Origin of the sequence: Streptomyces sp. NPDC005878 (genome assembly GCF_040629815.1) — a bacterium.
Taxonomy (GTDB): Bacteria; Actinomycetota; Actinomycetes; order Streptomycetales; family Streptomycetaceae; genus Streptomyces.
Map to the genome: position 1 here is coordinate 188,345 of NZ_JBEXWK010000006.1, position 18,442 is coordinate 206,786.

The window sequence follows — 18,442 nt, forward strand, 5'->3', positions numbered from 1 at the left end:
CGGAGGAAGGTGTCCGACTGGGGTGCCGCCGCAGGCGTGGTCTGTCGTCCTGGCGTGGTCAGTTGTGGCAGGCGAGCCGTGTGCGCAGACGAGCAAGATGACAGCCAACGCGGGGATGAGCACCAAGACCTGTTCGGCGTACTCGGGCCGCATCGCCGTGATGTGTCCACTGGTCGCCGGTGCGGCGGTCATGCCGCGCCGATTCCGAGTTCGGCGAGCAGTCCGCGGATGCGTTGCTCGATGTCGTCCCTGATAGGTGGGACTGCTCCGACGCCTTGTCCGGCGGGGTCGTCGAGCTTCCAGTCGAGGTACCGCTTTCCGGGGAAGACGGGGCAGTGTCGCCGCAGCCCATGGTGATCACCACGTCGGATGCCTGCACCGCTTCCATGGCCAGCACCATTGCGGAACCTACATGCGTATAGGTTCCGCGACTTCATAAGCACTCAATCCTGCGGGAACGCCGGAATCCGCGTCTCATGAGCAGCGCTCGTTCGCGGTGATCATGAGCAGAATCGCCCGCCAGATCCTGGGCGGCAGCCACTGCCGGTAGCGGGACCTCGTGCCGTTGCCGCACCAAGGTCGCGTTCCGCCCGCGATTGGCTTGGAGCACACCAGGGGGAGTCGTAAGCGGCGAGCGGGACGCTTGGTGCGATCAGGAGCGTGCTGTCGCTGGGGGTTGGGCGGTGGCCGTGTCCGGAGGGGGGGTGTGTGCGACGAGGGCGTGGGCGGCGGTGGGGTGGGCGGGCAGCAGGGTGCTGAGCCCGGTGAGGTCCAGCAGCCGCTGAAGGCGGTCGGGGACGGCGGCAAGGACCAGGGTGCCGTCGGCGGTCTTGGCGCAGCGGTAGATGCCGACCAGGGCGTTGAAGCCGGAGGAGTCGCAGAAGGTGACGGCTGCGAGGTCCAGGATCAGGTGGCGGTGGCCTTGTTCGATCAGGGCCAGCGCCTGGGCGCGCAGTTCGGGGGCGGTGGCTACGTCGAGTTCGCCTGCGATGTGGGCCAGGGCGAGGTCGCCGTCGGTGTGCTGCGCGGTGAGACGGAAGTCGGTCACGGGCGGCTCTCCGGCATCTCGCCGGCGGGGGCGATGGTGTGGGCGGTGGCGCTGGCGGTGAGGCCGTCCGCAGCGTCGCCGACTGGGACGGACAGGGCCAGCAGGGCGACGTCGTCACCGGCCCCGTGAGGCGTGGCGTCGAGGAGGGCGACGGCGTCCTCGACGACTGCCGCCGCGCTCACCGGTGCGGTGCGGGCGGTAAGGAATGCGGCCAGGCCCTCTTCGCCGAGCATGCCCCCACCGAGGGTGCGGGCCTCGGTCAGCCCGTCGGTGTACAGCAGCAGTCCCTCGCCCGGGGCGAGGTGAATGCTGCGGGAGGCGAATCGCGCCTCGGCGATGGCGCCGATGAGCATGCCTCCATGGGCCTGCACCACCTCCACCGCCCCTGGCCCACGCAGGTGGTAGGCCGGGGGGTGACCGCCGGTGGCCACCGTGACGGTGAATCCTTGCTTCTCGTGCGGTTCGAGGAGGCCGAAGATGGCGGTGCAGAACCGGGTGCCGACGGCCGGGTCGAGGAGCAGCGCCTTGTTCAGCGCGGTGAGGACCCTTTCGGGGTCGGGGTTGATCTGCGCGGCGGCGCGCAGGGTGTAGCGGGTCAGGGAGGTGACGACGGCTGCTTCCGGTCCCTTTCCGCACACGTCTCCGAGGAAGAACGCCCACCTCTTGTCGTCGAGGGGAAAGACGTCGTAGAAGTCGCCGCCCACCTCCTGCGGGGAGGCGGTGGCGTAGTGGCAGGCCAGCTCCAGCCCGGCCACCACGGGCAGCGCCGGTGGTAGCAGGGTGCGCTGGAGGGTGGAGGCGAACCCATGGATAGCGGCCTTGTCACGCTCCGCGCGCTCGCGGGCCTCCTCCTGCTCGACGCGCCGCTCCTGTTCGGTGCGCAGAGCCTTCAAGGCCGCCAGGCGCATCTCCAGCTCGTCCAGCACGATCGCGGCCAGGTCCGCGAGGGTGGTCGTGTCGTCCTGGGTGATCAGACGAGGCTGGGTATCGAGGATGTTGACGGTTCCCAGCCGGTGGCCGTCGTGCGTGATGATCGGGGCGGCTGCGTAGAAGCGGACCGCCATCGGTCCGGTGACCAGGCCGTTGTCGCAGGCGACGGGGTCGGTGAGAGTGTCCGGAATCACCAGCGTCTCGTCGGAGAGGATGGCCGAGCCGCACAGGCCCGGCTCCCGGCCGATCTCGCTCACGCCCTCCAGGCCGTGGGCCGCCTTGAACCAGATCCGGTCCTCGTCCACGATCGTCACGCTCGCCACCGGCACCTTGAACAACCGGGCCGCCATCGCCGCGACGCGGTCGAACGCGCCGTCCGGAGGGGTGTCGAGGATGTCGTATCGGCGCACCGCCTCGATGCGGTCGGCCTCTTGCACCGCGCTGAGCGACCGGGGCCGCGGCGTGTCCGCTGGGCCGGTCGTATATCCCGCTTGCGGCATCGGCTGTCCCTCCTTGACGTGCCGGCCTCCCGGCCGAGGACGCAGGCAGCCTAGACCAGCCTCCCAGCCTCAAGAAATCCAGGGCGCCCAGATGGCTAACCGGAGGATCACAACCAACCTACTGAACGTTACCGCTGCCCATGATCACGCGGAAATGTCCAAACGGTGCCCATGATCACGCGGAAATGCTCACGGAATCGCGGAACCTACAATGCGGGCCTCCTTTCGCAGCGCCTCCAGGTGCTTTCCGTGCTCCCAAGCGAAGCGGCGGGCCTGCAGCTCCATGGCTGGATATTCGGGCTGGGAGGTCATCTGTTCCGCGTGCTTGCGGTAGTGGTAGACCACGGTCGGCAGCAGAGCACCGTGGGCGACCCCGGTGACGCCGACGAGGTACGCGTAGTCCTCTCCTTGAGGGAGGGCGGCGTAGCCACCGCTCGCGCGGACAATCTCGGTGCGCGCCATGAGCGTCGTCGGTCCGATAGGGATAGTCGAGTCAGGAGACGCCCAGTGGCGCCAGACATCGCCAGGCGCATGGAAACCAGGCGGAGTTGAACATTGCCACGTGTTGATCGAGCGGTCGGGGTAGAGGTCTGCAGACCAGCCTGCGCACCAGCCCAAGTCGTGCTTCTGTGCGTAGCGGAGGCGCGCGGACAACGACTGGGCGGGGAGTACGTCGTCATCGTCCGAGGTGGTGAGCCAGTCGGCGGTCACCTCGTTCACGGCGAAGTTGCGGGCAGCGCCGGCTCCCACCGGCCGCGGAAGCGCAACGACCCTCACACGGGCATCCGTGCGCAGGACTTCAGGCATGACCTCCTCGGACACGCCGTCGAGAGCCAGTACCCATTCCCAGGTCACGTCCTGCTCGCGCAGGCTCGCATAGAGCTCCATCAGGTACGCAATCCGGTCCGGGCGCAGTCGCGTAGGCGTGACAACGGCAACCTCGACATCGGGTGCGGATTGCACGGGGGATCTACCTTTCAGCGCCGCGACGGTACGCGCGGCGTTCGGCAACGGGTCTTCCGCAGTACCCGATGGAGTGGAGGCGGGCCTGATTGAGAGCGCCGTCGCGTACATGTCCGCTACGTTCAATCCCAGGTCACTGGCCACAGAGCGCCTCCGTCGGTCGGAAAACGTCCGGATGCAGATCGGCGCTCCAGCCCGCGACCCAGCCCAGACCGGTCTCGGTGATCCGCTGGTGCCGCACGGCGAGGCTGTCGTCCGGCACCAGATCGTCGTCGTCCATGTAACACACCAGCGGAGTGCGGACGGTGCGCAGGCCCAGATTGCGGGCGGCGGCAGCGCCGACCGGGCGGGGCAGTTCGACCACGCGGATACGGGAATCGACGGCCAGCGGCTCGGGCAGGAGCGCGCGATCGGCTCCGTCAAGGACGAGGACGGCCTCCCACGGAACGGTCTGCCGCATCAGGCTGGCGTGCAGTTCGGTGAGGTAGCCCAGGCGTTCGGGCCGCAGACGGGTGGCGATGACGACCGTAATGTCGGGGCGGGAGTGCGAGGACAGGACGTTCTCCAGGGACGAGGGTGCGAAGTCAGCGGGGGGTGGCGGGCCGTGCGGCCGGGAGGCTGGGGACGGCGCGGCAGGGGGGCGGGTCAGCGATGTGTGCGGGGGCGGGCGGGCGCTGCGCCGCATGCTGTCGCGGGTGGGGTCGCGCGGTGCGAGGTGAACGTGTGGCAGGCACGGGCCGGTCGAATCTCCACAGGATCTGCTGGTCGCTGAAGCGGCTGCGCGGATCGGTGTCCCAGGTGACGAAAGGGCCCACGTCTGCATGACGCAGCGGGACGACCTCGATGGCGTGCGGGTGCAGAATGTAGCCCCAGTCCAGGCCGTCGGTGTCGTCGGCATCGGTGATGCGTACCGGCGGATCCCCTGCGGGGCGGTCGGCGTATTGGGTGCCCGGAGACGTCCAGTTGACGGAGAGATCGGCCCGCAGGTGCGCGGGCATTCCGGTGAGCAGGTCGTTGCCGAGCGAGGACCAGCCGACGGGCACCCGGTCGATCAGGTACGCGGCGAGGTCGTCGACGTCACCGCCGAATCGGTGCTGGTAGGCGGCGAGGAGCAGGGGGAGGCGGGCGCTGGGGTAGCCGTCGTGGTGGACGTACACGCCGGTGAAGCCGACGCCGTGGGGGCGGGCTATGTAGGAGCGTGTGGACAGGTGGGGCCTCCGTCGGGCAGGGGGCGAGTGGGGGCCGGGCGTCGGCTGTGGGGACGCGGCCGGGGTGAGTCCGATCCAGGGAGTGCGGGGGTGAGGCGGGCGGCGCCTGCGGGTCAGCGCTCTGGGAGGCCGGAGGCTGCGAGCCCGTGTGTGGTCAGCTCGCCGAAGCCCGCGACGGCGAGGACAGCGGTGATACCGACGACGCCGGACAGGGCCATGTGCGGGGTGCCGAGGAGCGATGCCATGAGGTGAATCCCGGCCAGGGCAAGGCAGGTGGCCCACATCGCGAACCGGGGCGACGGGGATGTACGGCCGGTGGCAGGGATGAGCCGGCTGATGAGATAGGGCCCTGCTGAGAGCAGAGCGATGAGGGCGAAAATGAACGCGGTCTCGAAGGCGCCGGATTCTTCCCACGGTCGCGCGGTGCTGAGCGCTACGGTCATCGAAGTCGTGTAGAGGGCTGCGGACAGGAGTGCGCAGCCGCCGCTGAGCCAGAGGGCCAATTCGTTCAGGGGCACCAAGGGACTGGTGGCTGGTTCGTCCGCCGGGGGGTTCGCATTGTCGCTGTCGGGGTGTGAGGTCGTCACTGCGTACGGTGGTCCTTCGGCTGGGGTATAGGAGCGTGCGCGCTACACGCTGGGCAGGGAGACGGAGTTCACCGGTGGGCCGGAGGCGTCGGTGCGGGCGCAGGTGTAGCCCACGAGTGTGGAGGGGCCGGCCTTCGCGGGGACGGTGGCGGCGTCGTTGCAGACGAACTCGTAGCGGATGCTCGTGCGCGGGGTGTCGTGCAGCCAGGCCCGGTCGTCCTTGCCGGGGTTGAGCTGCAACCCGCGGTGGGTGACCGCGTCGGTCTGGGTGTGGGTGTGGGAGAAAAGGACCAGCGCACCGCCGTCGGCGGTCTTGAGCGCGTAGGCGTCACCGTAGCGGCTGGCGGCGCCGGCGAACGTGCTGGTGCCCTTGTTGCCGTACTGGGTGATGGTCTCGTCATGGACCTTGATCTGCTGGCTGCTCGCCTTGCTCTCGGTGAAGATCTTCTTCCCGGAGTTCTGGCCCCCGGTGGCGAAGTTGTCCAGGACGCCATTGCGGAGCAGGTCGGTCCCCGCGGCCAAGTCCTTGTTGCCGTTGGCCGCCACCGCGGTGGCATACCCGTCGGCGTCCAGGGCTACCTTGGGCAGGTCCGTGCCGTACAGATCAGCGGCGGAGACCAGCTCCCACCGATGGTGCTGCGGCTGCTCGGCGAAGACGGCGAGTCGGCTCGGGGCCTTGCCCTTGGTGCCCGAGAGCGCGGCGGCGAACCAGCGCGGCTGACCGTCCGCGATCCGCGGGATGTAGAGCTGGGCGCTCTGCGTGTCGTACGCCCACGGCTCGTACGCCGTGCGCTCGGAGGCGGTCAGGCCCTCGGATTCCTTGAACTCGGAGATCGACATGGCATACATCGGGCCGTCCTCGACCGTGTCGAGCAGACTGCGGTCGTTGTCGGCGTTGGCCTTGTTGTTGACTGCCGAGTACCGGTCGATCTCGGCGAGGGCCTGCTGCTTGGTCAGGGCCGGCGGTGGCAGCTCCTGCTGTTTGCGGGCACTGGCGGACGGGGCGGGGCTCTTGGCTGTGGGGCTGTCGCTGCCGCTGGTGCAGGCGCTCGCGGCCAGGGCCACGCATGCAGTGGCGATGGCCAAGGGAAGGCGGCGGGTGGGGCGGCGAATGGGGTGCTCCTCAAGAAGGGGATGGTTGGTGATCCGCCTCTAGAGTCCGGAGAATCCCCGGTTTCGCTAACCGGGGATTGTCCGCTATGTTGCCGCCTTCGCCCGCGCGGTCACACGGGTGCGACGCTGCCCTCCAGCGGGGGCGCGGCGTAGCGTCTGTGCAGGTCAGCGCAGGTTTCTGGAGACGGTCGGTGATGCTGGAGCGGGCACGGGCAGGGTGGCAGGCAGCTGGTTCGTGTGCGGGGGCGGTGGTGCAGGCCGTGAGCCGGATGGAGCCGCGACGAGCAGGTCGGCACCCCGGTGCAGGTTGCTGGCCGCGTCCATCAGGTGCCGGCGGGCACTGAACAGCCGGTCATCGATGGCCTGTGCTCGTTGGCACGTCTGTGGGCCGCCGCTGTTGTCATGGAGGCGGCTGACCTCGACGATGGCTTCGCCCATCTTGGCCAGCGCCCAGCCCAGAAAGCCGGTCGCCCGCGTCATCAGCGCGACTTTGCGGTGGTCAAGGGAATCGGCGGTGTCGAGATGCGGCTTCGCCCCCCGGTTGTGGACGGCGGCTTCATGTGCGAGGGAGACGAAGAGACCCGCAACGAGGCGGACTTGGTCTTCTACTTCCTCACCGATGCTGGCGAGCGAATGGGTGGATTGTGGGGTCGGCAGGTCATCGGCGGCGTGGCGGATGCGCTCGGCCAGCGCGTGCAGATGCGCCGCCTGATCCAGACCGGCGAGCGGGCCGGGCGACTCTGGCGCTGTCACCGGATGCGACCGGACGCGGGCGGCACCACCGTCGGCAGCACGATGCTGGAGCCCGCGACGCTCGCCCCAGCGGCCTGCCGCGCAGAGGGGCGGGGGGCCAGGGCGCGCATGCGGTCGACCGCGACGTGCAGGTCTTCACCGAGCCCGCGCAAGGTGGACGCGGCGTCCTCTAGGTCGTAGTGGAGGTCGAACCCGTCTTCCTGGTCGGACTCCTTGGCCTTCTCGGCCGCCGCTTCGAAGAACTCGGCGAGCCGCTCCAGGAGGCCGTCGGTCGGTTCCAGGATTTGGTCGGTCAGGGCAGCCACGTCCTCGAAGGACGTGGCTGCGTTGAGCAGGTCGGTGAGCGCAAGTACCTGACGGCCGTAGACATAACGGCCGCCTGGATCGGTGGGGGTGGTGACGCTGGCGGTGGGGACTGCGGGTATGGCGGAAGGTGTGGACAGGTGGGATCTCCTGACGGCGGGGCGGGCAGCAAGGCCCGCTGTGGAACTAGCGGCGGTGGGCGACGGGCGCCGTAGCCGGCAGGGCGGAGTGGGCGTTCGGCCGAGGCTGTGCGACGGGCGGCGTGCTGTGCCGGAGGTTGACGCCGATGCCGTCGGCGGCGAGCTGCTGGGCCGCGGTTTGGATGCGCAGGGCCTGTGCTCTGCGTGCGGCAAGGGCGGTGGCCCCTACCGGCGGGGTTTGCTTGGCCCGGACTGCGGCGGCGCCGGGGTCTGTGGCGGGGCCGCTGCCAGGAAGAATCGGTGGAATTCGAGGTGGGTGTTGAGTTCCTTGGCCGCGTCGCGGAGCGATTCCGAGGCGCGTCGCAGATAGGCCCGGGCCGTGGCGTGGTTGATGACCATGCGGTTCTCCCGGTACTGCTGGTCGGTGGGGCTGGAGGACCGGGGAAGGGAAAGGGCGCTCTCCGCGGTTTCGGCGAAGTGCGGCGCGGCCTGGCTCGACATGGTGACCGCCGTAGCGAGATGGGCGAGGACCACGCTGCCGGCACGGTTCGTACTGTGGGTGCTCCGGGCGAAGTCGGCAGTCAGTTGGACGACGTCGCGGGAGAGACCCTGGGCGGTGACGGTGTGCTGGAGCATACGAGGGCTCGGCCGGCACACGGCCGAATTCATCCAGCAGCTCGAACTGCGCGGCAGCGGCCAGGAGTTTGGCCTTCAAGCCGTCGAGCGCGTCGATGAGGTGGAGGGTGGTATTGCGGGGTATCAGCTCGCGCTGAACATCGAAGTTGATGGAACTGCCGGACCTTTGTCTCTATCCCCGTGAGTTGGTTGAGGCCAGCGAGGTATCGCTGACCAGGAGCCCCAGGTGGGCGGGGGTTCACCCCTGGGGCTGAAGAATCTGCCGTTCCGTCGAGATTCCTGACGGTCAGGCTGTATCTCTGACGGATGCGACAGATCTGCGAACCGAGCGGCCGATGAGCCTTGCGGTCGTGCGCAGCCTTTCGTCCGTCGGTGGCCTGCGGACACAGCAGGACATTGAGGACTTCGAGCAGGAGATCGTCGACCAGTACGCGCTCGCTATGGCGGCGGCAGGGCTGACAGATGGGCACGTCAGCAATGCCCGTACGGCTGTTATCGACTTCGCCCGGTCGCTGCCCGGACCGATCTGGACCGCGTCGTGTGACGATGCGGACCGGTTCCTGACCGACCTGCGACGAGAAGGCCGCGCCGCCAACACAAGAGCTGGCAAGGCCGGCATGGTGGCTCAGTTCTACGACTTCATGGTCAGCCGGTACCAGGGAGATATCCATGCCCTGACCGGCTGTGTTGTCGAGCAGCCGATCGACGAGTTCAACCGGCCCCCAGGGCGAACCCAGGGCGAGATTCGGGTGCCGCCCTCGAATACCGAAGTCGACCTGCTGTTCAGCCAGTGGCGGTCGTCGATCCCAGACGCTCGCAAGTACCTCCCCGCCGCCCGGAATTACTTCGCCGCGTCGCTGTGGCGGCGACTGGGGCTGCGGATTGGCGAGAGCGTCGGGCTCGACATCCGCGACTGGCGGCCAGACCTGGGTGAGTTCGGCAAGCTCCATGTCCGCTTCGGTAAGGGCTCCCGGGGACGCGGCCACAAGGCCCGACTGGTGCCCGCGATCAACGGGGCGGACCGACTGATCGACTGGTGGCTGGCCGAGGTCCGCCACCAGTACGGACCCGACTGGTCGGACCCCGATGCGCCGATGCTGCCCAGCGAGCGCTTCGACCGGGATCTCAACCGGTGTCGGCGGGTCGGCGACGACGCCCTGCGACGGGGCCTCGGCATCCAGACTCAGCTGTGGCTGCCGGCGTGGGCGGGCCGGCTCACTCCACACGTGCTTCGTCACTTCTGTGCCTCCTCGCTCTACATCGACGGCATGGACATCAAGGCTCTTCAGGAACTGCTGGGACACGAATGGCTGGCCACGACCAGCCGCTATATCCACGTCCACAGCGACCACATCGAGCAGGCGTGGACTCAGGCCAACCAGCGGCTGACGTCCCGATTCGGAATGGAGGTGTGAGGCCGTGCGCTGGAACCTTCGGATGAAGGCCGCGGAGCGAGGCATCTGGAAGTCCGCTGAGATGCGCAGGCAACTCTGCGCGGCGGGCCTGGAGATCAGCGCGGGGAAGATGTCGGCGCTGTGGACGGGGACGCCGACCACGATCCGGCTGGACGACCTGGATGTGATCTGCGAGGTCCTGAACTGCGACCCGACCGCGTTGCTGATCCGGGAGCCCGAGAAGGTGGCGGCACGCCGTCCGCGCCAGGAGAAGGCAGCGTCAGCCACCTCCGACGATGCCCCCGTCATCGTCACTCCCCGGTTCGGCAAGCCCAGGTCGGAGCCACCGCTGTGACCACGCCCCCACCCCGTTGCTTCAACTGCCGTACCAACTACGCCGCGTGGACCAAACCGCGGGTCGACTACTGCTATGCCTGCCTTCCCGGCGGACCCTTCGGCCCGCCGGCCTGCCGCCGCTGTGGCTCGACCGACTACTTCAGCCAGGGGCTGTGCGAGGTCTGCCACCCCGGCGGGCCCCGCTACCCAGGGTCGTGCCGAGGCTGTCTGGCCTGGGGCGTCCAACGGGCCTCGACCTGGAATTGCTGGGCCTGCCGCTGGTGGCGAGCCCACTTTCCGGTTGGCAACTGCATGTACTGCGGACGAGAAGCGCCGATCGGTCCCGCTGGTGCCTGCCGCCTGTGCCTTGAGGAAGGCCGCCGGAACAAGGAAGACGGACGGGCCATCAACTATGCCGCTATCGCCCGCACCGGCCAGCAGCTCTACCTGGCCAACCTGCACTCCACCTACTCCGAAGGAGCCGCCCGTAAGAACCACCGGCACAGACGCCCACGCATCACGCAGGTCCTGCGGCCTTCGACCGCCCCGCAGTTCACACCGGTGCTCTGGAAGCAGCTGATTCTGTTCCGCATGCCGCCTGACCGTGCTGCCCTCAAGCGCCGGGCCGAGGAGCCGGATACGGACATGCTGGCGTACTGCGACGCCATCCTGCGTGAGCACGCCGCCCGGCACGGCTGGAGCAAGAAGCTCACCAACGAAGTGAAACGCTCGATCAAACTGCTGCACGCGCTGCAGCCCACGCCGGGAGCGAAGATCCACGCTAGTGACGTCCTGGAACTTCCGCGGCTTGGTGGCACCGCCATGGCCACGATGGAGATCCTTGCGGCAGCCGACCTGTTGATCGACGACCGTACTCTCGCCGTGCGCCACTACTTCGCCAAGCACACCGCCGGCCTGCCACCCGCGATGACCCAGCAGCTGCAGACCTGGCTCGACGTCATGCTCGACGGCAGTCAGAAGGCCCCACGTCGACATGCCCGGCATCCGCAGACAGTCCACCTGCACATCCTCGGGATGGCGCCCATCCTGCGAGCTTGGGCCGAGGAAGGTCACGAGTCGCTCGCCGAGATCACCCGGGACGACTACACGAATGCCCTTCCGAAGCGAGGAGCCCACCGCAACTTCGCGGAGCAGGGCCTTCGCTCCCTGTTCACCATCCTCAAGGGCCGCAAGCAGATCTTCACTAACCCGACCCGAGGAATCCCTTTGACCCCCGTTGCCGGCACCATCCCGGTGCCGCTGGACACCGAGGCCATCAGAAGCGCGCTCAATTCGCCCGACCCTGCATGTGCACTGGCCGTGGCCATGGTCGCCTTCCACGCGCTCACCAGCCCGCAACTGGCATCGATGCAATTGACGGACATCCAGGACGGACGATTGCGCCTGGGAGACCGGAACTTCCCGCTGGCCGGACCTGTCCTCACCCGGCTCTCCGCCTACCTCGACTACCGAGCCAGGACCTGGCCGACGAGCATCAACCCGCACCTGTTCATCAACCGAAAGAACGCACCCCGGGCTGTGCCGGTCAGTCGCAACTTTCCGTGGGTGAAAGCCAAGTTGAAGCCGCAGGCGCTGCGGGAGGACCGCATCCTCCAGGAGATCCACGCGACCGGAGGCGACGTACGACGGATCTGTGACCTCTTCGGTCTCTCGATCGAAGCCGCCCAGCGATACAGGAACACAGTCGAGCATCCAGATCTTGCGGGAGGCAGTGTTTCGGGTTCGCGGAACCCACGGGTCCGATAGCCTCATTTATGCGACCCCACCCGTGGGTTCATCGGGATCAAGGGCCCAATATCCGGGAACTCGCGGGGGACTCAATGCATTCGGGCATCCGTATCGAATAGCGCCAATTCGCGTGGATGTAGTTGGTGTTGGACGATAAAGGATCTGCCTGCGACCTTCCAGAGACCGCGTCCTCGGTTGAGATGGGCGATGGCATCGCTCTCTACGGAGGTGAGGCCCAGCAGAGTTGCCGCGGCGTGGAGTTGGTCGGTCTCCTGGCGGTAGATGATCCGGGTGGAGCAGTCAGCGAGCAGGCCCTCGGCCAGGGCCCGCCCGCGGGATCCGGCGTCTCCGGCGGTGAGGAGGTCGCTCAGCCGGTGGATGACCATGAGGTTGGCGATGCCCAGGCCGCGGGAGAGCTTCCACTGGGACTGCATGCGCTGAAGCAGACCGGGATGGCGCATGAGACGCCAGGCTTCGTCGTAGACGATCCAGCGCCGCCCGCCGTTCGGGTCGGAGAGCGCGGACTCCATCCAGGCGGCGGCGCAGGTCATGGCGAGGACGAGGGCGGTGTCGTCGCCGGAGCCGCCCAGGCGCGACAGGTCGATGGTGAGCATGGGTGAGCTGGGGTCGAAGGCGACGGTGGAGGGGGCGTCGAACATGCCGGCCAGGTCGCCGTGGACGAGGCGGCGCATGGCGTGGGCCAGGTCGCGGGAGGCATCGCCGAGGCGGCCGGACATCAGTCCGCCGGCGGTGTCGAGGTCGTCGGGGTTGTTGAGCATGGTGGCGATGTCGCCGAGCAGCGGGGTGCGGCCGGTGGCTGTGGCGCGGGTGACGACGGCGTCCAGGGCGACGTCGAGTCCGGTGTGTTCCATGGGCAGCAGGTCCCGTCCGAGGACGGTGCGGGCCAGGGAGCCGAGGAGCAGCAGGCGCCGTTTGCGGATCTCGTTTGCCCAGTCCGTTGCGGAGACCGACGGCGGGCGTGGGGCTGCGTCCAGGGGGTTGAGCTTGCCGGGCAGGCCGGGGCCGAGCGCGATGGAGGTGCCGCCGAGGGCTGCGGCAACCGGGGTCCATTCACCCTTGGGATCGCACGGGACGTAGACCCGGTAGCCGAAGGCCACGGACCGCAGCGCGAAGGACTTCGCCAGGGCGCTCTTGCCCTGGCCGATGACTCCGGCCAACAACACGTTGGGGTTGGTGAACCCCTCGATCTTCCCGTACAGCGCGAACGGATCGAAACAGAAACTGGCCTCAGCATGCATGTCACGGCCGATGTAGATGCCCTCGGCGCCGAGCCCGCCTTCGGCGAGGAAGGGATAGGCGCCCGCGACGGTGGCGGTGGTCATGCGGTGCGCGGGCAGCTTGAGCTTGCTGCCGCGTGCGGAGGCGGGGCCGGGACGGCCGCCGGGTGGGAACAGGGCGGGCGGCGTCTGCTGCTCGCCCTGTTCGGGGCCGGCGCGGTGCAGTGCGGCTTCGGCGCGGGCCTTGGCGGCGGCCTCGGCGAGCTGTTTGCGGGCGGCTTTGCGGCTGGCGCGGTCGGTGCCGTTCGGGGTGAAGAGGGGGCTGGCAGAGGCGCGGCGGGCGCGGCGGGCGGGCCGGTGGGTCACAGGTGGTGCTCGATTCGGCGGGGTCGGCTCATATGGCGCAGCCGGTGGTGCGGGTGTGGCCGTGCAGCGGGGCATTGAGGTCGGTGGGGGTGGTCTTGCGGCGGATCGCGTGGCCGGAGATGAGGTGACGCTGGCAGATGGTCAGCACCGGCGGGCCTTCCGGTAGCCGCTCGGGCTCACACGGGGTGCCGCCGGCGTCGTCGGGCGAGGCGGGCAGTACGTGGAAGGCGTCGTGGACGGCGGCGGTGGCCTGCCAGAGCCGCAGGTGTGCGGTGCCCAGGTGCCGGCCCGCAGTGGGATGCGCGGGGCGGCTCGCCTCAGCGAGGTGGTCAAGGAGGCGGTGCAGGGCGGTGAGATGGGCGTGCAGCGCATCCAGGTGGACACGGTCGGCCGCGACGGCCGGGGCGGTGTGGGTGAGGGCGCGAGTGTGGTGGCGCAGTCCTGCGGAGGCGGCGCGCAGGTAGGGGTGTGCGTCAGCGACGTACGGAGTCGAGGTCAACGAGGAAGTCCTTCCTGCCTGCGGGCAGGGGTGAGAAGAGGTCACCGGGTGCGCCCGGGGCCCGTGGCCGGTGGGCCGGGCGGTAGCGACGTGTGGTTTGGGGTGCGGGCGGAGCGGACCGTCTTCTGCTCGGCGCGCAGGTCGATGTACGAGCCGGGAGCCCGCATGCCGGGATGGCTCTCGGCGGGGAGGTAGGCGCCGGAGCCGTCGGTGGCGCCGACGACGTCGTACTCCTCCAGCCAACGACGGAGACCGGGCAGTTCGAGCAGAGGGCGATGGGCGTCGTCGAGGTCGGTGTCGTTGGCGACGAACAGCGTGGACCGCGCGCCTTCCAGGTGGCCGGGACTGCGCAGTGCGATGGTGAAGGCGCGGGAGGGCCGCGGGGTCAGCACGAGCTCCAACTGCGCCGCCAGAGAGTCCAGGGCATCGGCGGCTTCGACCGCAGTCTCGTAGCGCACGTCCTCGTAAGCGGCGTACTCGCCTTCGAGCACCGCACCGTCCGCATCGCGGTGGACGTCGAGGCGCTGCCGGTGGCGCCGTTGCATCTCCTTGACGGACGCGAGCAGCGCGACCAGATCGTCGTACCCCGCCGATGTGAGCGCGCCCGGGGAGGGCCGGGGCGTCACAGGGCGGTCCTGGCGAGAGGAAGAGCAGCGAGCGTGAAGGCGTCCGGCTGCTGGTAGTAGAGGCGGCGCAGGTCGACCTGGGCGGTGACGGCGGCGGTCTCGATCTGCGCGCACGCAGCATCCAAAGCGGCGTCGGTTTCGGCGGAGACAGTGAGCAGTCCGGTCAGGGCGACATCGGCATGGCCGGCGATCAGCTGACGCTCGCGGGCCTTGACGTCGGCGTACTCGACGCTGTCGGCCTCGGAGTCGACCTGCCCGCGGCGGGAGCGCTCGGCGGCATCCGAGATGATCGCCGCCTTCTTGCGCTGGACATCGCGCATCGCCGATTCCAGTCCCTGGGGCACGTAGATCAGGGACAGGCTGCGCCGCACACCGGCGGTGAACATCAGCCCGTGAAGGAACCCGGCGCCGGTCTCCGTCCTTGGCCAGTCCTCGACCCAGAACGTCGCGTGGCGGGCGGAGTCGGTGGCCAGACGGTCGTACTCCTCGACCTGCACGACGGGCCCGGCGGCGGCGGGGTCTGCTTCGGCGCGCCCGCTGGGGGACCACTGTTGCAGGCTGGAGAGCGCCCCCGGGTCGTAGGCCGTGCGGATCACAGCGGCGATCTCCCGCGCGCTCAGCCAGCCGGTGACCATCAGGCCCGCGCTGCGAGCGGCCTGGGCGATGGCGCTGGTGGTCTGCTCCATCACCGTGAACGCTCCGGGCAGGCCGCTGCCAGCCTGACTGATCAACCGCTTGGCGGCTTTGAGGTCGAGGGAGATGGCCAGGTACGTCTCGTGCGGTGCGGCGGCAGGCCCGGCGGAGGCGACGAGGTCGGAGTACACCTGCCCAGCGACCGGGGTTTGGGGGTAGCCCTGCTGGGTCCAGTGGCGGGCGAGGGTGTCGCCGCTGTCGGGCACGGTCCGCTCCAGGACCTGCACCGAGGCGATATGGCCGGTCCGCGCGATGCCTGCCAGCGCTCGTCCCCACCCGCTGACGTTGTGGTTCTGGGTGGCGGGGTCGAGCAGGGCGAAGGCTCGGCTGGAGACGCGGGCGACGGCGGTCAGGGTCTGGTGGTGCGGGTCGTGGACGGCGGCGGCGCCGTTGGCCGAGTCCGAGGGGGTGACGACGCGCAGGGAGGCGGCGGTGCCCGGCAGGTGGAGGGTGCCGTCGTGGCGCGGGCGGGTGACGGGACGGGCCAGCCACAGGGTCTGCCCGCTGCGGCGGCGCCGGGTGAAGCGGACGACGATCGGCGCCCAGTCGATCAGTGACTTTCCGTCTCGGCGGATGGCGACCAGGGCAGCGACCGCGGCCCACAGCGGGGTGAGCACGATCGCGCCGAGCAGCCCGGTGCTGACGACCGTGACCAGGAGCAGCGCCAATGCCGAGGACACCAGGGTGAGTTGGGGGAGGGTGAGGCCGAGCAGGATGCCGCGCTTGGACCTGTGGGGGAATTTGACCGTGAGGGGAGTGATCGAGAGTTCAGACAAGGGCCGTTCCGGTGGTGCGCGGGCGGGGCCGGAGCGGCACACGCGAAGGGCATCGTGTGTGCCGCTCCGGTATGAGCGGGTCGGGTCAGATGCCGGTGGGCGGGGGCGGGGGCGCTCCGGCGCCGCTGGCACCCGGCGAGGATGCAGAGTGCGGGGCCGGGGGCGCGCCTTGGGGCGGGGGCGTGGTGGAGCCTGCCGGGTTCGACATGAAGCCGCCGCCGGACGGGGAGCCTGAGCCTGAGCCGGGACCGCCCTGGCCGGGACCGCCGCCGAACTGGCCGCTGGTGTCATCGGTGGCGCGCGTGGGCGGAGGCTGGACGGCCTTCTCCAGACCGCCCTTCATGCCCTGGCCACCCGAGCCGCCGCTCTCCTGACCGCTGCCACCGGTCGGGTTGGAGGCGATGTCGCCGGGGAATCCGCCGCCGGGCACCGCGTCGGGTCCCTGCGGGGCGGCACCCGCTCCGGCTGCCGCACCGCCGGTTCCGGCGGTGGCCGCCATCGCGGCGGCCTTCCGGCCCGCGCGTTCGGTGTGCTGCCGCGCGAGCTGGGCGCCAGCACCACCCGCACGGTGGATCGTTTCGCCGTCCGAACCCTCTGCGGCCCAGTGCACGAACTTGAACGTGGCGTACGGGCACAACAGGACCAGCACCATGATGACGATGCCGGACATGACGTCGGCGAGTGCGTCCAGGCCGTCCGCGGCCTGGGTCTTACCCATGGCGGAGATGCCGAGCACGAAGATCACAGTCATCAGAAGCTTCGAGACGACCAGGGTCGCCGTGGCTTCGATCCACCCGCGCCGCCACCGGCGGGCGGCCTCCCAGCCGCCGCCGGCACCGGCGAACACGGCCAGGGTGACCATGACGAGGATGCCGACCTTGCGGACCATCATCACGCACCAGTACAGGAACGCTCCGACGGCGGCTCCGACAGCGGCGAAGACGGCGACGAGCCAACCCATCCCGGCCAGCGCGGGAATCGCGCTCACCTTCACGATGCGCCTCACCGCCGATTCAATCGACAAGTCGGACGCCTTGAACAATCCGTCCGACAGTGCGTCGACGACTTCGATGGCGACCGTGGTCAGGGCGATGGCGCTGAAGGCGAAGATCACACCGGATGCCGTGCCGGTGAATGCCTGCATCAGGGCCTGGCCGTCGCGTTTCATCGCGGCGCGGACCAGCTGGGCGCAGAAGGTGGCGACGAGGATGATCAGGCCGATCGGCAGCAGCAGCTCGTAGTTGGACCGGAACCAACCCGCGTTCAGATCGACGCGGGTGGTGGCGTTGACGGCTTTGGCGGCGAGATCGGCTGCGGCGGCGGCGAGTTCGCCGGCGGACTTGGCCATCCAGTCGCCGATGACCTTGCCTGGATCACTGGCGAAGTCGATGGCGCCCTTGGTGGCGCCGGCGATGCCGCACACCTTGTCGGCGAGGGGGAGATCACAGAAACCCACAGGGAGTTGTCCTCCTTTCGTGTGTCAGGCGTGGGTCACTGCGTGACGCCCGGTGCGATGGCGGCCAGGGTGCAGTCGTGGCCGGGACGGCACTGGACGGCCAGGGTCACGTCGCGGTCCTCGGCTCCTGCGCCGCCCTTGTCCCAGGCGATCTGCTGCTTGCCGTTGACGGTGACGACGTAGATGTACGCCTTGGTGATCGCGGACGGGTCCTCGACGAGGGCCGCCTTGAACGCGGAGGGGAAGTGGCCTTCGGTGACCGTCGCGCTGGCGTGCTGGGCGTTGTCGGTCATGCGCGACCACAGCGTCGGATCTGGAACCTGAGCGGTGACCGAGGTCCAGTCGGCGTAGGTGGACTCCTTTGTCATCCACGCGTTCATGCCGGCGAGCTGCTGGTCGCGGGTCGTGTTGCGGGTGTCGTAGGTCCAGAGCATCTGGGCCGCGGCCTTGGCGTAGGCGACCGGCTCGGCGACCTGCGGAGGCTTGGGCACCGACCCCGTCCCGTTGCCCGGCTTCGGCGCCTGCTCGGAGGGCGAGGCGTTGCTCGCCGAGGACGGCGTACCGGCACCGGCTTCTGGGCCACTGTTGTCGTGGCCGGTGAAGAGCGCGACGGCTGCGGCGAGCGCCAGCAGGACGGTGAGGGTGATCGCGATGATCGCGATGCGGCGGTTGGCCGACCAGCCGACGCCGTAGGACGATAGGGAGAAAGAGGGGAAACGTTTCATCAGTGGACCTGCGATCCCAGGGCGCTGAAGAACACGACAATGCCATTGGCCGCGCCCAAGCCGAGGGCTGCGCCCGCGGCGACGATGGCGCCCTTCTTGCCGTTGGCTTCGGCCTGGTGGCCGCCGGTGTGGTGGCCCCAGGCCCACACACCGAGCGAGACGGCCAGGGCCCCGACCACGGCGATGATCCCGAACATGTTGATGCTGTTGACCACGTTCTTCAGGACGGAGAGGCCGGGAAGGCCGCCGCCCTGGGGGGAGATGCCGGGGTCGTAGGCGAGCCGGATGAAATGGTCTGACAGAGGCAGGGGCATGGGTGTGGCGGGACTCCTTGCGTGCGCAGGCCGCGTGCGGCCCGGCGAAGAGGGGAAGAGGCGAGAGGGGAGTGGCGCGGGCGGCGTCG

Annotated in this window: 20 protein-coding genes and 1 pseudogene; 3 read left to right on the forward strand and 18 right to left on the reverse strand. The window is 69.3% G+C overall.

Features of this window, described 5'->3' with window-relative positions; all coding sequences use genetic code 11:
- Window positions 1-188: 188 nt before the first annotated feature.
- The 11 genes and pseudogenes from ABZ404_RS13070 to ABZ404_RS13120 form a co-directional block, all read right to left on the reverse strand.
- Window positions 189-397, reverse strand: a pseudogene (locus ABZ404_RS13070) (phosphotyrosine protein phosphatase); the annotation flags it as partial.
- Window positions 398-652: 255 nt separating this feature from the next.
- Entirely contained in the window at window positions 653-1,048 is a 396-nt protein-coding gene (locus ABZ404_RS13075) for an STAS domain-containing protein (protein WP_358830716.1), read from the reverse strand.
- Complete coding sequence (locus ABZ404_RS13080; RefSeq protein ID WP_358830717.1) at window positions 1,045-2,415, reverse strand: GAF domain-containing SpoIIE family protein phosphatase; 1,371 nt, start codon at window positions 2,413-2,415, stop codon at window positions 1,045-1,047. Before ABZ404_RS13080 ends, ABZ404_RS13075 begins: the two co-directional genes overlap by 4 nt.
- A gap of 252 nt (window positions 2,416-2,667) precedes the next feature.
- Complete coding sequence (locus ABZ404_RS13085; protein ID WP_358830718.1) at window positions 2,668-3,585, reverse strand: glycosyltransferase; 918 nt, start codon at window positions 3,583-3,585, stop codon at window positions 2,668-2,670.
- The gene (locus ABZ404_RS13090; protein WP_358830719.1) at window positions 3,575-4,126 is read right to left on the reverse strand and encodes a glycosyltransferase; all 552 of its coding nucleotides are present in this window, start codon (window positions 4,124-4,126) and stop codon (window positions 3,575-3,577) included. The genes ABZ404_RS13085 and ABZ404_RS13090 overlap by 11 nt, the downstream gene beginning before the upstream one ends.
- Window positions 4,026-4,598 carry a hypothetical protein gene (locus tag ABZ404_RS13095; protein ID WP_358830720.1) on the reverse strand — a complete coding sequence of 191 codons (573 nt, stop codon included), beginning with the start codon at window positions 4,596-4,598 and terminating at the stop codon, window positions 4,026-4,028. Before ABZ404_RS13095 ends, ABZ404_RS13090 begins: the two co-directional genes overlap by 101 nt.
- Window positions 4,599-4,762: 164 nt before the next feature.
- Window positions 4,763-5,092, reverse strand: coding sequence for a hypothetical protein (locus tag ABZ404_RS13100; protein WP_358830721.1), 330 nt, complete (start codon window positions 5,090-5,092; stop codon window positions 4,763-4,765).
- 186 nt (window positions 5,093-5,278) lie between these two features.
- Window positions 5,279-6,301, reverse strand: a complete 1,023-nt coding sequence (locus ABZ404_RS13105) for a hypothetical protein (RefSeq protein ID WP_358830722.1) — start codon at window positions 6,299-6,301, stop codon at window positions 5,279-5,281.
- 213 nt (window positions 6,302-6,514) lie between these two features.
- On the reverse strand, window positions 6,515-7,102 hold the full coding sequence (locus ABZ404_RS13110) for a hypothetical protein (RefSeq protein WP_358830723.1): 588 nt from the start codon (window positions 7,100-7,102) through the stop codon (window positions 6,515-6,517).
- Window positions 7,099-7,407 (reverse strand): hypothetical protein, encoded by a 309-nt coding sequence (locus ABZ404_RS13115; RefSeq protein ID WP_358830724.1) that lies wholly within the window; start codon window positions 7,405-7,407, stop codon window positions 7,099-7,101. The genes ABZ404_RS13110 and ABZ404_RS13115 overlap by 4 nt, the downstream gene beginning before the upstream one ends.
- Before the next feature lie 363 nt (window positions 7,408-7,770).
- Window positions 7,771-8,181, reverse strand: coding sequence for a hypothetical protein (locus ABZ404_RS13120; RefSeq protein ID WP_358830725.1), 411 nt, complete (start codon window positions 8,179-8,181; stop codon window positions 7,771-7,773).
- 335 nt (window positions 8,182-8,516) lie between these two features.
- On the opposite strand from ABZ404_RS13120, the gene ABZ404_RS13125 reads away from it, so the two are divergent.
- From ABZ404_RS13125 to ABZ404_RS13135, 3 genes are all read left to right on the forward strand, one after another.
- Window positions 8,517-9,596 carry a tyrosine-type recombinase/integrase gene (locus tag ABZ404_RS13125; protein ID WP_358830727.1) on the forward strand — a complete coding sequence of 360 codons (1,080 nt, stop codon included), beginning with the start codon at window positions 8,517-8,519 and terminating at the stop codon, window positions 9,594-9,596.
- A 4-nt stretch (window positions 9,597-9,600) separates the two neighbouring features.
- Window positions 9,601-9,930 carry a helix-turn-helix transcriptional regulator gene (locus ABZ404_RS13130; RefSeq protein WP_358830728.1) on the forward strand — a complete coding sequence of 110 codons (330 nt, stop codon included), beginning with the start codon at window positions 9,601-9,603 and terminating at the stop codon, window positions 9,928-9,930.
- Window positions 9,931-10,223: 293 nt separating this feature from the next.
- Window positions 10,224-11,678 (forward strand): hypothetical protein, encoded by a 1,455-nt coding sequence (locus ABZ404_RS13135; protein ID WP_358830729.1) that lies wholly within the window; start codon window positions 10,224-10,226, stop codon window positions 11,676-11,678.
- Between the two features lie 71 nt (window positions 11,679-11,749).
- On the opposite strand, the gene ABZ404_RS13140 is transcribed toward ABZ404_RS13135, so the two are convergent.
- The 7 genes from ABZ404_RS13140 to ABZ404_RS13170 all read right to left on the reverse strand — a co-directional run bounded on the left by ABZ404_RS13140 (window position 11,750) and on the right by ABZ404_RS13170 (window position 18,353).
- On the reverse strand, window positions 11,750-13,264 hold the full coding sequence (locus ABZ404_RS13140; RefSeq protein ID WP_358830730.1) for an ATP-binding protein: 1,515 nt from the start codon (window positions 13,262-13,264) through the stop codon (window positions 11,750-11,752).
- Between the two features lie 28 nt (window positions 13,265-13,292).
- Window positions 13,293-13,763 carry a DUF6238 family protein gene (locus ABZ404_RS13145; protein WP_358830731.1) on the reverse strand — a complete coding sequence of 157 codons (471 nt, stop codon included), beginning with the start codon at window positions 13,761-13,763 and terminating at the stop codon, window positions 13,293-13,295.
- A 41-nt stretch (window positions 13,764-13,804) separates the two neighbouring features.
- A complete protein-coding gene (locus ABZ404_RS13150) occupies window positions 13,805-14,389 on the reverse strand; it encodes a hypothetical protein (RefSeq protein ID WP_358830732.1) in 585 nt (194 codons plus the stop codon).
- Window positions 14,386-15,858: an SCO6880 family protein gene (locus ABZ404_RS13155; RefSeq protein WP_358830733.1), complete on the reverse strand. Its 1,473-nt coding sequence runs from the start codon at window positions 15,856-15,858 to the stop codon at window positions 14,386-14,388. The genes ABZ404_RS13150 and ABZ404_RS13155 overlap by 4 nt, the downstream gene beginning before the upstream one ends.
- An 85-nt stretch (window positions 15,859-15,943) precedes the next feature.
- The gene (locus ABZ404_RS13160) at window positions 15,944-17,314 is read right to left on the reverse strand and encodes an ATP-binding protein (protein ID WP_358830734.1); all 1,371 of its coding nucleotides are present in this window, start codon (window positions 17,312-17,314) and stop codon (window positions 15,944-15,946) included.
- Window positions 17,315-17,349: 35 nt separating this feature from the next.
- Window positions 17,350-18,042 carry a hypothetical protein gene (locus ABZ404_RS13165; protein WP_358830825.1) on the reverse strand — a complete coding sequence of 231 codons (693 nt, stop codon included), beginning with the start codon at window positions 18,040-18,042 and terminating at the stop codon, window positions 17,350-17,352.
- On the reverse strand, window positions 18,039-18,353 hold the full coding sequence (locus ABZ404_RS13170) for a DUF6112 family protein (RefSeq protein WP_358830735.1): 315 nt from the start codon (window positions 18,351-18,353) through the stop codon (window positions 18,039-18,041). The genes ABZ404_RS13165 and ABZ404_RS13170 overlap by 4 nt, the downstream gene beginning before the upstream one ends.
- Window positions 18,354-18,442 lie beyond the last annotated feature (89 nt).